This is a genomic window from Bradyrhizobium sp. HKCCYLRH2015, assembly GCF_051168215.1.
Lineage (GTDB): Bacteria > Pseudomonadota > Alphaproteobacteria > Rhizobiales > Xanthobacteraceae > Bradyrhizobium.
Genome location: NZ_JBNPUO010000010.1, coordinates 123,936 through 136,892, shown reverse-complemented (window position 1 = coordinate 136,892; position 12,957 = coordinate 123,936). Strand labels below are relative to the sequence as shown.

The following is a 12,957-nucleotide window of genomic DNA, read 5'->3' as shown; positions in this document are numbered from 1 at the left end:
ACGTCCGCAAGCGATCGTTCGTCCGCGCCTTCGTAAGAAGACGCTGCGATCTCTCGCGGCCACCGCATCCCCGCCTCGCGTGTCGTGACGATCGCGCGTAACGCCCCTCCGCAGTGAGGCGGGATGGCGAGAGAGAAACATGGATTCGGAAAAATAGCAAGAAGATTTTGCTTGGCAGAATTTGACCCGATGGCGGTCGACTCCCCTCCCCGCAAGGGGGAGGGGAGTCGACCGGTATCGTGGCTAGAACGTGGGCATCAATTGCGCGCGGGTCTACCACCCGGCGCGTGCGTGAACCTACCCCCCGACGTCAGCGCTGATGATGTCGCCGAACAGGTCCCATTTGCCGTTCTTGAACTGCATCATCTTGAGCTGCTCGATCGGGGCGAAGTCGGTGGGGCCGGTGTTGACCTTGATGCCCGGGATCAGCGTATCCGGTGCAAAATCCTTCAGGCTGGCGGCCTGCTTCATGACGTTCTCGCGGGTGAGTGTGTCGCCGCACTGCTTCAGGGTCTGCACCATGGTCTGCGCCGCGGCATAGCCATAGGCGAGGTTGGCGTCGGAGATGTTGGCGCCGGGCATGTACTTGTTGATGAAGGCCATGAACTTCTTCATGCCCTCGTCGTCCTTCCACTGCGGATCCGACGGGTCCTTGAGATAGCCGGCGGAGAGCACGCCCTCGGAGGCTTCGAGGCCGGCCGGCTTCATCACGGCGCCGATCGAGATCGAGACGTCGGTCATCAGGTGCATCGGCTTCCACTCGAGCTCGGCGATCTTCTTGATCGCCTGGGCCGCGAATTTCGGCGTCGCGATGTTGACGAACACGTCGGCGCCGGTGCCCTTCAGCTTGACGATGTGAGCGTCGATCGACGGCTCCGAGGTCTCGTAGCTCTCCTCGGCGACGATCATGGTCTTGGCCTTGTCGCCGAGCACCTCCTTGATGCCGAGGACGTAGTCCTTGCCGAAATCGTCATTGGCGTAGAAGATCGCGATCTTCGCGTTCGGCTTTTCCTTCAAGATATACTTGGCGAAGATCCGCGCCTCGACGCGATAGCTGGGCTGGAAGCCCATCGTCCAGGGGAATTCCTTCGGGTCGTTCCACTTGCTGGCGCCGGTGGCGAGGAACAGCTGCGGCACCTTCTTGGCGTTGTGATATTTCTGCACGGCGGTCTGCGTCGGCGTGCCCAGCGCGTTGAACACCAGGAACACCTCGTCGCTCTCGATCAGCTTGCGCACCTGCTCGACCGTCTTCGGCGGACTGTAGCCGTCGTCATAGGAGATGAAGTTGATCCGGCGACCGTTGATGCCGCCCTGGTCGTTGATCATCTTGAAATAGGCTTCCTCGGTCTTGCCGATGATGCCGTAGGCCGAGGCCGGGCCGCTATAGGCCTCGACGTTGCCGATCCTGATCTCGGTGTCGGTGGCGCCGGTGTCGTATTTCTTTTGCGCAAGCGCGCTCTGGCTCGCCAGTACGGAAAAGGCGGCCGCGGCCGCGAATGAGAGCAGAGTCCTGGTCGTCATCGGCAACATTCCCTGGGCTTCCTCTGGTTGAATTTTCGTGATTGTCGTTCTTGCTCTTGGCCTGCGGCGATGGCGACCGTGCAAGGCCGCTCACCACAACGAGTGGGCAGATGTGTGCAATGCACTGTCTTGCGTCCAGGCGCTGGCCCTGGGAAGCCGGCCGGGCCGACCGGGCGCGCCGCAGGTGATTTTGCCAGCCAGCCACTCCACGCAAGTTGATACGGGCGTTTCCGGCGCATCTTCTGAGGCGCACGAAGCAGGATCCTCCCGGCACCGCCATGACGAAAAGCCCGTTCTATACGGCCGAGCACGAGGCCTTCCGCGACGTCATCAAGCGCTTCGTCGACAAGGAGATCGCGCCGTTCGCGAGCGCGTGGGACGAGGCCGGCGAATTTCCGCGCGCGCTGTATCTGAAGGCGGCGGAGATCGGCCTGCTTGGGCTCGGCTTCCCGGAGGAATTCGGCGGCGTGCCGGCCGACCAGTTCATGAAGATCGTATCGTCGCAGGAATTGGCGCGTGCGGGGGCCGGCGGCATCAGTGCCAGCCTGATGAGCCATACGATCGGCGCGCCGCCGATCGCGCGCGCCGCGCAGCCGCAGGTGAGGGCGCGCGTGCTGCCGGAGATTCTTGCGGGGCGCAAGATCTCGGCGCTGGCGATCACCGAGCCGAGCGGTGGCTCTGACGTTGCCAATCTCAGGACCAGGGCCGTCCGCGACGGCGATCATTATGTCGTCAGCGGCGAGAAGACATTCATCACCTCCGGGATGCGGGCCGACTACATCACCGTCGCGGTGCGCACCGGCGGACCGGGGCCGGCGGGCGTCAGTCTGCTGCTCGTGCCCGGCGACACGCCGGGGCTGACGCGCACCAGGCTCGACAAGATGGGCTGGTGGGCGTCGGACACGGCGACCCTGCATTTCGACGGCTGCCGCGTGCCGGTCGAGAACCTGATCGGAGAGGAAGGGCAGGGCTTCAAGCTGATCATGCACAATTTCAACAGCGAACGGATGGGCATGGCGGCGAGCTGCACGGCCTACGCCCGTGTCTGCCTCGACGATGCGATCGCCTACGCCCGGGAGCGCCACACCTTCGGCAAGCCGCTCGCCCAGCACCAGGTCATCCGCCACAAGCTGGTCGACATGGCGCAGCGCGTGGCGGCGTCGCAGGCGATGCTGGAAATGCTGGCGTGGCGGCTCGAACAGGGCGACAATCCGGTCGCCGAGATCTGCATGATGAAGAACCAGGCGACGCAGACGATGGCCTACTGCGCCTCGGACGCCGTGCAGATCTTTGGCGGCGCCGGTTTCATGCGGGGTGTCCGCGTGGAACGGATCTATCGCGAGGTCAAGGTCAACGCCATCGGCGGCGGCACGGAGGAGATCATGAAAGATCTGGCCAGCCGGCAGATGGGATTGTGAGTCGCGGCCTCTCCAAGCCCGTCATTCCAGGTTCAAGGCCTGCGGCCTTGCCCCGGACTGACGATCGTGAAGCAGTTAGATAAGACATAGCGAGATTCCGGGGTCGGCCGCTGCGCGACCGCTCGGAATGACAGGGAATGAAACATGCTCTTCACCGCCGACCACGACGAACCGCGCCGCATCCTGCAGAAGTTCATCGCCGCCGAGATCAATCCTCACGTCGACGCATGGGAGGAGGCCGGCATCTTCCCCGCGCATGAGCTGTTCAAGAAGCTCGGCGACCTCGGCTTTCTCGGCCTCAACAAGCCGATCGAGTTCGGCGGCCAGGGGCTGGACTATTCCTACGCGCTGATGATGGCGGAAGAGCTCGGCGCCATCAATTGCGGCGCGATCCCGATGGCGATCGGCGTGCAGACCGACATGGCGACCCCGGCGCTGGCGCGGTTCGGCTCCGACGAGGTGCGCAAGGAGTTCCTGGCGCCCGCCATCTCAGGCGACTACGTCGCCTGCATCGGCGTGTCCGAGCCCGGTGCCGGCTCCGACGTCGCCTCGATCAAGACCCAGGCGCGCTCCGATGGCGACGACTACGTCATCAATGGCGGCAAGATGTGGATCACCAATGGTACCCAGGCCGATTTCATCTGCCTGCTCGCCAACACCAGCGACGGACCTGTCCATCGCAACAAGTCGCTGATCTGCGTGCCGATGAAGAGCAAGGGCGTGCAGGTCGCGCGCAAGCTCGACAAGATGGGCATGCGCTCGTCCGACACCGCGCAGATCTTCTTCGACAATGTCCGGGTGCCCAAGCGCAACCGCGTCGGCGAGGAGGGGCAGGGTTTTACCTATCAGATGATGCAGTTCCAGGAGGAGCGACTGTGGGCCGGCGCCGCCTGCCTGAAGGCGCATGAGTCCATCATCAACGCGACCATCGAGTACACGCGCAACCGCAAGGCCTTCGGCCGCTCGATCCTCGACAACCAAGTCGTCCACTTCAAGCTCGCGGAGATGCAGACCGAGGTCGAACTGCTGCGCGCGCTGACCTATCAGGCCGCGGAGGCGATGATCGCCGGCGAGGACGTGACGCGGCTCGCAACCATGGTGAAGCTCAAGACCGGCCGGCTCGGCCGCGAGCTCACCGACGCCTGCCTGCAATATTGGGGCGGCATGGGCTTCATGAACGAGACCCCGGTCAGCCGCGCCTATCGCGATTCGCGCCTGAGCTCGATCGGCGGCGGCGCCGACGAGGTCATGTTGACCATCCTGTGCAAGATGATGGGGACTTTGCCCGGCACCGGCAAAGCGGGGAACGCCTGATGATCACGCTGTATCATTGCGACGGCGCCCGGTCGTTTCGCCCGTTGTGGATGCTAGAAGAGCTTCGACTTAACTACGAGTTGAAGATGCTGCCGTTCCCGCCACGGGTGCTGGCGAAGGAATATCTGGCGATCAATCCGCTGGGCACGATCCCGCTTCTGATCGACGGCGAGACGAAGATGACGGAGTCCTCCGGCATCTGTCACTATCTCGGCATCAAGCACGGCCCGACGCCGCTGATGGTCGGACCTGAGGAGGCGGCCTACGGTGCGTTCCTCAACTGGATGTATTTCTCCGACGCGACGCTGACGTTCCCGCAGACGCTGGTATTGCGATACACTCAGCTCGAGCCGGAAGAGCGGCGTTCGCCGCAAGTCGCCGCCGACTACGCCAAATGGTTCCTGGGCCGGCTGCGCGCGGTGGAGGCAGCGACCGCGAATGCCGAGTTCTTGTGCGCCGGTCGTTTCACCGCGGCCGACATCGTGATCGGCTATGCGTTGCGGCTCGCCGACACGCTCGGCCTTTCCAAGGAGTTCGGGCCGAATGTGGCGGCCTATTGGGCGCGCCTGCAGCAGCGCGATGGCTACCAGAGGGCGCGCGCCGCCGAGCAGCGTGCAGGCGTGGAGCAGGGCATCAAGCCGCGTGTCAGGCCGTGAGTTGCGCACGTCATTCGGGCGTCCCGGATGACGGATGCATCCTTGAGCACTGGGTTAACCGCGACAAAAATCGGCAGTCATCGCCGATGACAGCGACGCGAATTGCGCTATGGTTCTCTTCCAAAGAAGCGGCCGACAGAGCCGCGCCTCAGGAGGAAGACCATGGATGTGAAGACCATGGACGTGACGCGCCGGGACTCCGGCCATCTCATGCTGATCACGCCCGAGCGCGTCTTCTACGCCGGGCTGCTCGGCCGTCCGCGCCAGCGCTGCTCGGGCGCGTGCCATATCTACGTCGCGCTCACCGGCAGCCTGCGGCTGATTCCCGATGGCGGCGAGGAGCGTTGCGGCGAGCTGCTGGTCGTGCCGCCCAACAGGCAGCACACGATCGAGAGTGATTATCGCACCGTCATCGTCGTGACGATCGAGCCGGAGAGCGTGCCGATCGGCGCCTTGGACCGCTTCGCGAGCAAGGTCACCCGCGAGGCGGAGGCCTATGCCTGCCGCATCCGCGCCGCCTATGAGGAGCTGGTGCAGCGGCCGCTGAGCGGCGACGTCACTAGCGCCGTGTTCGACCGGCTGTGCTTCGGCGAGGTGCTGCCGCAGCGGACGCTCGATCCCCGCGTGGTCAAGGCGATCGGCCTGATCAGCCGCTTCTCCGGCGAGCCGGCGACCGCCGAGAGCTGCGCCGCCGCCGTCGGGCTCTCGACGTCGCGCTTCCTGCATCTGTTCAAGGAGGAGACCGACATCTCCTTCCGCTCGTTCCGCGCCTGGAAGCGCGCGCGGCATCTGCTCAACTACGCCAACCAGGACCTCAACCTGGCGCATCTCGCGCAGGACATCGGCTATCCCGATTCCACGCATTTCAGCCACTCGATCCGCCGCTTCTACGGGCTGAAGCCGCGCGCGATCTTCTCCGGCTCGCGCGATCTCGCGATCTACCGCGCCGGCGAGGCGGCCTTGACCACCTGATCCGGCTTGTCCGCGCGCCGCGACAGGGCGGCGCGCAGCGGAAACTTCGACAGTTCGAGCATGATCAGCGTCGTGATCGCGGCGGCTGCAGTCAGCGCGAGATCGTCGGCGTGCAGCGGTCCGAACCGGAACAGCGCCGCAGCGGCAGGCAGCGTCAGACTTGTCGCGAGCACGGCGACGACGAAGCCGATCACCAGCAGCAGCATGCGGTTCGGCCGCAGCAGCGCCTCGCGCAGCGAGCTCGAGAACGAGCGGTTGACGAAGATCAGGCTGACGATCACCGACACCAGGCTGAAGAACACCAGCGCGCGGAGCTCGTCGTCCGGCATGCCATTGCGGTGTGCAAGCAGCAGTACGCCACCCGTGGCGAGCATCGCCAGGATGCCCTGCAACGCCCCCCACAGCACCAGCGGCCGCGGCAGCAAAGGCTCCTGCGGATCGCGCGGCGGCCGCCGCATGATGTCGCTCTCCTCGGTCTCGGCCTCGAACACCAGCGAGCAGACGGGATCGATGATCATCTCGAGAAACGCGATGTGCACGGGTCCGAGCAGGAGCGGCAGGCCGGTGACGAGCGGCAGCAGCGCCAGCCCGGCGATGGGAAAGTGCACGGCGAGGATGAAGCTCATCGCCTTGCGCAGATTATCGTAGATGCGCCGGCCGAGCCGGATCGCCTTGACGATCGAGCCGAAATCATCGTCGAGCAGCACGATCGCCGAGGCCTCGCGCGCGACGTCGGTGCCGCGGCCGCCCATGGCGATGCCGATATGCGCGGCCTTGAGCGACGGCGCGTCGTTGACGCCGTCGCCGGTCATCGCGACGATCTCGCCGTCGGCCTTGAGCGCGGTGACGATGCGCAGCTTCTGCTCCGGCATGATGCGCGCGAACGCCGTCGGCGCGCGCGCCGCAAGCGCCAGGGCGTCGTCGTCGAGATCGGCAAGCTCGGGGCCCGCGATGACGCGCTCGGGATCGATCCCGGCCTGCCGCGCAATGGCGGTGGCCGTCGCGGGATAGTCGCCGGTGATCATGATGACGCGGACGCCGGCGGCGCGGCACTCGGCGACGGCATCCTTCACCTCCGGGCGCAGCGGGTCGGCGAAGCCGACGAGACCGCGGAATGAGAACGCGAAGTCCTGCTGCGCGTCGGGGAGCGCCTCGCCGCTCCAGCTCGCCTCGGCGACGCCGAGCACGCGCAGGCCCTCGGCGGCGAGCGTCTCGACGCGCGCCTGCAGCGCCGCCAGCGCGCCGCCGTCGACGCCGCACAGCTTCGCGATCGCTTCCGGAGCACCCTTGGCCGCCGCGACACCGGCGCCGTCGCGCGACCAGACGTTGGTCATCGCCAGCAGGTCGGGGCGCAAACCGTAGCGCCGCTGCAACGTGGCGCCCGCGGTGGCGTCGGCGCCGAGCGCGTGCAGCGCCTTCTCCATCGGATCATGCGACTGCGGGTCGCAGGCGAGCACGGCGGTGGCGACGAGATCGCGGAACGGCGGTGCGATGGCTTCCGGCGTCGCCGTCGCAGGCTGCAGCACGCCGCCGTCCGGCAGCACCAGCCGGGCCACCATCATGCGGTTTTGCGTCAGGGTGCCGGTCTTGTCGGAGCACAGCACGGTGGCGGCGCCGAGCGATTCGATTGCCGAGGCGCGCCGCGTCAGCACCCGCGCCTGCGAGATGCGCCAGGCGCCCATCGCCAGGAACACCGTCAACACCACCGGGAATTCTTCAGGGAGCATCGACATGCCCAGCGCGATGCCGGCGAGGATTCCCTCCAGCCAGCCGCCGCGATACATCGCATAGAGCACGACCGTGATCGCAACCACGATGGCGCCGCCGATCGCGAACGCCACCACCAGGCGCCGGGTTTGCTGCCGCAGCCGCGGCGTCTCGGTCTCCAGGGCGGTCACCGACTGGCCGATCCTGCCGATCGCCGTGTGCGGCCCCGTCGCCATCACCTCGGCGATGCCGCCGCCGCGCACCACCAGGCTGCCGGAGAAGACGAAGGGCTGGTCGTCGCCGCCGGCCACGGTTGCCGCGTCCATCGCTTCGCCGGCGGCCGGCCGCTTGCGCACCGGCACCGATTCGCCCGTCAACAGCGATTCGTCCGTGAGCAGATCGTCGCAGTCGCGCAGCACCGCATCGGCTGCGACGCGATCGCCCTCCGAGAGCACGATGAGATCGCCGCGCACCACCTCGCGGCCGGCGATGCGGATGCGCTCGCCGTCGCGGATCACCAGGGCGCGCGGGCTGGACAGGTCGCGCAGCGATTCCAGCACGCGCTCGGTCCGCGCCTCCTGCACGATGGTGATGAAGACGGAAGCCGAGGCGAATACGCCGAGCAGGATCGCCTCCGCCATGTCGCCCAGCGCGAGATAGATGCCGGCGCCGCCCAGCAGCAACAGCAGCATCGGTTCCTTCAGAACGTCGGCGACGAGGCGCAGCATCGAGCGCGAGCCTGCTTGCGGCAGCTCGTTGAAGCCCTCCGTCTGCAGCCGGCGCGCGGCTTCCGCCGCGCTCAAGCCATCGGGAAACATCGGCGCAGGTTGTGGGTCGGTCGACATTGCACGCCCGTGAGGAGGAGAGCAGGAACCGCTTAGCGCCGTTTCCGGCCGCGGACTTGACGCAAAGCAATATCCGGTTGCGCTGCATGTCACCAGCGAGTCAACGCAAGCAGATCCCGGCGTGCGACCGTCATATACGGACCCTATCAGCACAGCGCCGCCTGCGCGCAGCCCATCGAACGAGTGCCATGAGCGACAAAGCCGTCATCACCTGCGCGCTGAACGGCGTGCTCACCGATCCCAGGCAGCATCACGTGCCGGTCACGCCCAAGGAGATGGCGCGCGAGGCGCGGCGCGCCTATGACGCGGGTGCGGCGATTATGCACATCCATCTGCGCCAGCAGGCCGCTGGCAAGGGGCATCTGCCGTCCTGGGACGTCGACGTCTCCCGCGAGATCCAGCAGGCGATCCGCGAGGCCTGCCCCGGCGTGATCATCAATCACACCTCGGGCGTGTCGGGACCGGACTATCAAGGCGCGCTCGACTGCATCCGGCAGACCCGGCCGGAGATCGCGGCCTGCAATGCCGGCTCGCTGAACTACCTCAAGGTCAAGGCCGACAACACCTGGGCCTGGCCGCCGATGATGTTCGACAATTCGGTCGAGAAGATCCAGGACTATCTCGCCGCGATGAAGGACGCGCACACGATCCCGGAATTCGAATGCTTCGATGTCGGCATCGTGCGCTGTGTCGGGATGTATCGCCAGACCGGCATGTATGACGGCCCGCTCGAATACAACTTCGTGATGGGCGTCGCGTCGGGCATGCCGGCTGATCCCGAGTTGCTGCCGATCCTGCTCAAGCTGAAGCTCGCCGAGGCGCATTGGCAGGTCACCGCGATCGGCCGCGCCGAGATCTGGCCGCTGCACCAACGTTGCGCCGAGCTCGGCGGCCATCTCCGCACCGGACTGGAGGACACGTTCTATCTCGCCGACGGCACCAAGGTGACCTCGAACGGCCAATTGATCGAGGCGATCGCCGCCTGCGCAAGGCGGGCGGGCCGCGAGATCGCAAGCCCCGCCGAGGCGCGGCAGATGTTCGGCACCGTCAACTGATGCGAAGTGCTCCGTCATTGCGAGCGCAGCGAAGCAATCCAGAGTCGTGGGCGGGGCCCTGGATTGCTTCGTCGCTGCGCTCCTCGCAATGACGCCGATGGGGAGGAGTAAATCAATGACCAATCTTGAGACCACCGGCGGCGTGCCCGGTCCGGGCCGGATCGGCCGGGTTGCGATCGGCGATCTCCTGAAGCGCGCGGCGCGGCGCTTCCCGGATCGGGTTGCGATCACCGATGGCGGCCGCCAAGTGACGTTCACCGAGCTCGAGCGCGATGCCAACCGGTTCGCGAACCATCTCCTCGCCAAGGGGCTGAAGCCGGGCGAGACAATCTCGACCGTCTGCAACAACTCGATCGAGTTCGTCAAAGCGCTGTTCGGCATCCATCGCGCCGGTCTCGTCTGGGTGCCGATCAATACGATGCTCGGGCCCGCCGACATGGACTACATCCTCGGCCATGCCGAGGTGCGGTTCGCGCTCATCGACGACAATCTGTTTGCGCAGCCGGAGCGGCGGGCGGCGCTGGAACAGCGCGGCGTCGAGCTGATCGCCGTCGATCTCACCGGGACGGCGAGGACCGCGGGGCTTGCCAGCTTCAACGACCTCATCCAGGGGCATTCGGACGTCGAGCCCGAGATCGAGATCAACGACCGCGATCTCGCGATGATCATCTACACGTCGGGCACGACGTCGCGGCCGAAGGGCGCGATGCATTGCCACCTCGCCGTGGTGATGGCCGTGATGAGCAACTGCATCGAGATGCAGCTCTCGCGCGACGACGGCATCACCGGGCAGTTCCCGCTGTTCCACTGTGCCGGTCACGTGCTGCTGCTCAGCTATCTCTCGGTCGGCGGCCGCATGGCGCTGATGCGCGGCTTCGACCCGGTCGCCTGCATGGAGGCGATCGTGCGCGATCGGCTGACCGTGTTCGTCGGTCTGCCGTTGATGTACCAGGCCATCCTCGATCATCCGCGGCGCAAGGAGTTCGACCTCTCGCATCTGCGCACCTGCCTCTACACCATGGCGCCGATGGGTCGGCCGCTGCTCGAGCGCGCGATCAAGGAGCTGTGTCCGAACTTCGCGCTGACCAGCGGTCAGACCGAGATGTATCCCGCGACGACGATGTCGCGGCCCGAGGTCCAGCTCAACCGCTTCGGCAACTACTGGGGCGAGTCGCTGTTCGTCAACGAGACCGCGATCATGGACGATGCCGGCAATCTGCTGCCGCCGGGCGAGATCGGCGAGCTGGTGCATCGCGGGCCGAACGTGATGTTGGGCTATTACAAGGATCCGAAGTCGACCGAGGACGCCCGCAAGTTCGGCTGGCACCACACCGGCGATCTCGCGGTCATCGACAACGGCGAGGTGCTGTTCCTCGACCGCAAGAAGGACATGATCAAGTCCGGCGGCGAGAACGTCGCCTCGGTCAAGATCGAGGAGACCCTGCTGGCGCATCCGGCGGTGCAGAATGCCGCCGTCGTCGGCCTGCCGCATCCGCAATGGGGCGAGGCGGTGTCGGCCTTCGTCAAGCTCAAGCCCGGCGCGCAGGCCAGTGAGACCGAGCTGCTCGAGCACTGCCGCAAGTCGCTCGGCGGCTTCCAGGTGCCGAAGCTGGTGCGGGTGCTCGAGGAGATGCCGATGACGGCCACCGGCAAGCTGCGCAAGGTCGAGCTGCGCCAGGCCTATGGCGAGCATTTCGCGGCGAAGAGCGCGTGAGCCGTCTACTCGACTTCCTCCGTCATTGCGGGATGACCCGAAGGGCCAGGCCCGGAATCCATACTCCCCATCGTGGCGATGGATTCCGGGCTCGCGCTCCGCGCGCCCCGGAATGACGCCAAATGAGAGAACCCGTCCGTGGCCGTGATCGACAACACCATCTCTCCGTCCGGCGCCGCCTTCCAGGCCAACCGTGACGGCATGCTCGGCCTGATCGCGCGGATGCGCGATCTCGAGGCGCGCGCGCGCAATGCCTCCGCGGCGGCCAAGGAGCGCTTCCATCAGCGCGGCCAGTTGCTGCCGCGCGAGCGCGTCGCCCTGGTGCTCGACCCTGGCGCGCCGTTCCTCGAGCTGTCGACGCTTGCCGGCTACATGTTCGATACGCCGGACCCGGCCAAGAGCGTGCCGGGTGGCGGCGTCATTGCGGGTATCGGCTTCGTCGCCGGCGTGCGCTGCATGGTCTCGGCCAACGACGCCGGCATCGATGCCGGCGCGCTGCAGCCTTACGGCCTCGACAAGACCTTGCGCGTGCAGGAGCTGGCGCTGGAGAACAAGCTGCCCTACGTGCAGCTCGTCGAGAGCGCCGGCGCCAACCTGCTGCGCTACCGCGTCGAGGATTTCGTCCGCGGCGGCAACATCTTTCGCAACCTGGCGCGACTCTCGGCGGCCGGCCTGCCGGTGGTCACCGTGACGCATGGTTCGTCGACCGCGGGCGGTGCCTATCAGACCGGATTGTCCGACTACATCGTCATGGTGCGCGGCCGCACCCGCGCCTTCCTCGCCGGACCGCCGCTGCTGAAGGCCGCGACCGGGGAGATCGCCACCGAGGAGGAGCTCGGCGGCGCCGAGATGCACACCTCGATCTCCGGGCTCGGCGACTATCTCGCCGAGGACGATCGCGACGCGCTGCGCATCGCGCGCGAGATCATGGGCAAGCTCAACTGGGACCGGCCATCGCAGGAGCCATCGCCGGTCAAGCCGCCGCGCTACGATCAGGAGGAGCTGCTCGGCATCATGCCGCTCGACCACAAGCGTCCCGTTGACATGCGCCAGGTCATTGCGCGCATCGTCGACGACAGTGACTTCGTCGAGATGGCTCCGAACTACGGACCGGCCACGGTGTGCGGCCATGCCCGCGTCGAGGGGCAGGCGATCGGCATCGTCACCAACAACGGCCCGCTCGATCCGGCGGGCGCCAACAAGGCGACGCACTTCATCCAGTCCTGTTGCCAGAGCCGAACGCCGATCCTCTATCTCAACAACACCACAGGCTACATGGTCGGCCGCGCCTATGAGGAGGCCGGCATGATCAAGCACGGCTCCAAGATGATCCAGGCGGTGACCTCGGCGACCGTGCCGCAGATCACGCTCTATTGCGGCGCCTCGTTCGGCGCCGGCAATTACGGCATGTGTGGCCGTGGGTTCCACCCGCGCTTCTGCTTCTCCTGGCCCAACGCCAAGACCGCCGTGATGGGTGGTGAGCAGGCGGCGGAGACGATGGCGATCGTGACCGAAGCGGCCGCGGCCCGCCGCGGCAAGCCGGTGGAGCGCGAGAAGCTCGACGCCATGAAGGCGCAGATCATCGGCGTGTTCGACAGCCAGATGGACGTATTTGCGACCTCGGCGCGCGTGCTCGACGACGGCGTGATCGATCCGCGCGACACCCGCGCGGTGCTGTCGGAGGTGCTGGCGATCTGCTGCGAGGCGGAGGCGCGACGGCCGCAGCGCATGCAATTCTCGGTGTCCAGGCCATGA

9 protein-coding genes are annotated in these 12,957 nt (G+C 66.5%); 7 read left to right on the top strand and 2 right to left on the bottom strand.

All coding sequences use genetic code 11. The annotated features are described in order from the left end of the window. Positions 1-297 precede the first annotated feature (297 nt). On the bottom strand, positions 298-1,530 hold the full coding sequence (locus ACQR1H_RS25635; RefSeq protein ID WP_434889717.1) for an ABC transporter substrate-binding protein: 1,233 nt from the start codon (positions 1,528-1,530) through the stop codon (positions 298-300). Between the two features lie 269 nt (positions 1,531-1,799). Between ACQR1H_RS25635 and ACQR1H_RS25630 the strand changes: the two genes are divergently transcribed. The 4 genes from ACQR1H_RS25630 to ACQR1H_RS25615 all read left to right on the top strand — a co-directional run bounded on the left by ACQR1H_RS25630 (position 1,800) and on the right by ACQR1H_RS25615 (position 5,881). Then, a complete protein-coding gene (locus tag ACQR1H_RS25630) occupies positions 1,800-2,939 on the top strand; it encodes an acyl-CoA dehydrogenase family protein (protein ID WP_434893630.1) in 1,140 nt (379 codons plus the stop codon). A gap of 144 nt (positions 2,940-3,083) precedes the next feature. Further along, on the top strand, positions 3,084-4,253 hold the full coding sequence (locus tag ACQR1H_RS25625) for an acyl-CoA dehydrogenase family protein (protein WP_315801673.1): 1,170 nt from the start codon (positions 3,084-3,086) through the stop codon (positions 4,251-4,253). Then, on the top strand, positions 4,253-4,909 hold the full coding sequence (locus ACQR1H_RS25620) for a glutathione S-transferase family protein (RefSeq protein ID WP_315801672.1): 657 nt from the start codon (positions 4,253-4,255) through the stop codon (positions 4,907-4,909). The genes ACQR1H_RS25625 and ACQR1H_RS25620 overlap by 1 nt, the downstream gene beginning before the upstream one ends. Positions 4,910-5,086: 177 nt before the next feature. After that, a complete protein-coding gene (locus ACQR1H_RS25615; RefSeq protein ID WP_315801776.1) occupies positions 5,087-5,881 on the top strand; it encodes a helix-turn-helix domain-containing protein in 795 nt (264 codons plus the stop codon). On the opposite strand, the gene ACQR1H_RS25610 is transcribed toward ACQR1H_RS25615, so the two are convergent. Then, the gene (locus ACQR1H_RS25610; protein WP_316179370.1) at positions 5,848-8,433 is read right to left on the bottom strand and encodes a cation-translocating P-type ATPase; all 2,586 of its coding nucleotides are present in this window, start codon (positions 8,431-8,433) and stop codon (positions 5,848-5,850) included. The two genes, ACQR1H_RS25615 and ACQR1H_RS25610, sit on opposite strands and share 34 nt — an antisense overlap. A gap of 188 nt (positions 8,434-8,621) precedes the next feature. Between ACQR1H_RS25610 and ACQR1H_RS25605 the strand changes: the two genes are divergently transcribed. The 3 genes from ACQR1H_RS25605 (at position 8,622) to ACQR1H_RS25595 (ending at position 12,957) form a co-directional block, all read left to right on the top strand. After that, positions 8,622-9,488 carry a 3-keto-5-aminohexanoate cleavage protein gene (locus ACQR1H_RS25605; RefSeq protein WP_434874052.1) on the top strand — a complete coding sequence of 289 codons (867 nt, stop codon included), beginning with the start codon at positions 8,622-8,624 and terminating at the stop codon, positions 9,486-9,488. Between the two features lie 115 nt (positions 9,489-9,603). After that, entirely contained in the window at positions 9,604-11,202 is a 1,599-nt protein-coding gene (locus ACQR1H_RS25600) for an AMP-binding protein (protein ID WP_315801669.1), read from the top strand. 138 nt (positions 11,203-11,340) lie between these two features. Then, the gene (locus tag ACQR1H_RS25595) at positions 11,341-12,957 is read left to right on the top strand and encodes an acyl-CoA carboxylase subunit beta (protein WP_434908382.1); all 1,617 of its coding nucleotides are present in this window, start codon (positions 11,341-11,343) and stop codon (positions 12,955-12,957) included.

Coding starts and splice junctions, on each gene's coding strand:
- ACQR1H_RS25635 (WP_434889717.1), bottom strand. CDS start 1,530: ATGTTGCCGATGACGACCAGGACTCTGCTCTCATTCGCGGCCGCGGCC.
- ACQR1H_RS25630 (WP_434893630.1), top strand. CDS start 1,800: ATGACGAAAAGCCCGTTCTATACGGCCGAGCACGAGGCCTTCCGCGAC.
- ACQR1H_RS25625 (WP_315801673.1), top strand. CDS start 3,084: ATGCTCTTCACCGCCGACCACGACGAACCGCGCCGCATCCTGCAGAAG.
- ACQR1H_RS25620 (WP_315801672.1), top strand. CDS start 4,253: ATGATCACGCTGTATCATTGCGACGGCGCCCGGTCGTTTCGCCCGTTG.
- ACQR1H_RS25615 (WP_315801776.1), top strand. CDS start 5,087: ATGGACGTGACGCGCCGGGACTCCGGCCATCTCATGCTGATCACGCCC.
- ACQR1H_RS25610 (WP_316179370.1), bottom strand. CDS start 8,433: ATGTCGACCGACCCACAACCTGCGCCGATGTTTCCCGATGGCTTGAGC.
- ACQR1H_RS25605 (WP_434874052.1), top strand. CDS start 8,622: ATGAGCGACAAAGCCGTCATCACCTGCGCGCTGAACGGCGTGCTCACC.
- ACQR1H_RS25600 (WP_315801669.1), top strand. CDS start 9,604: ATGACCAATCTTGAGACCACCGGCGGCGTGCCCGGTCCGGGCCGGATC.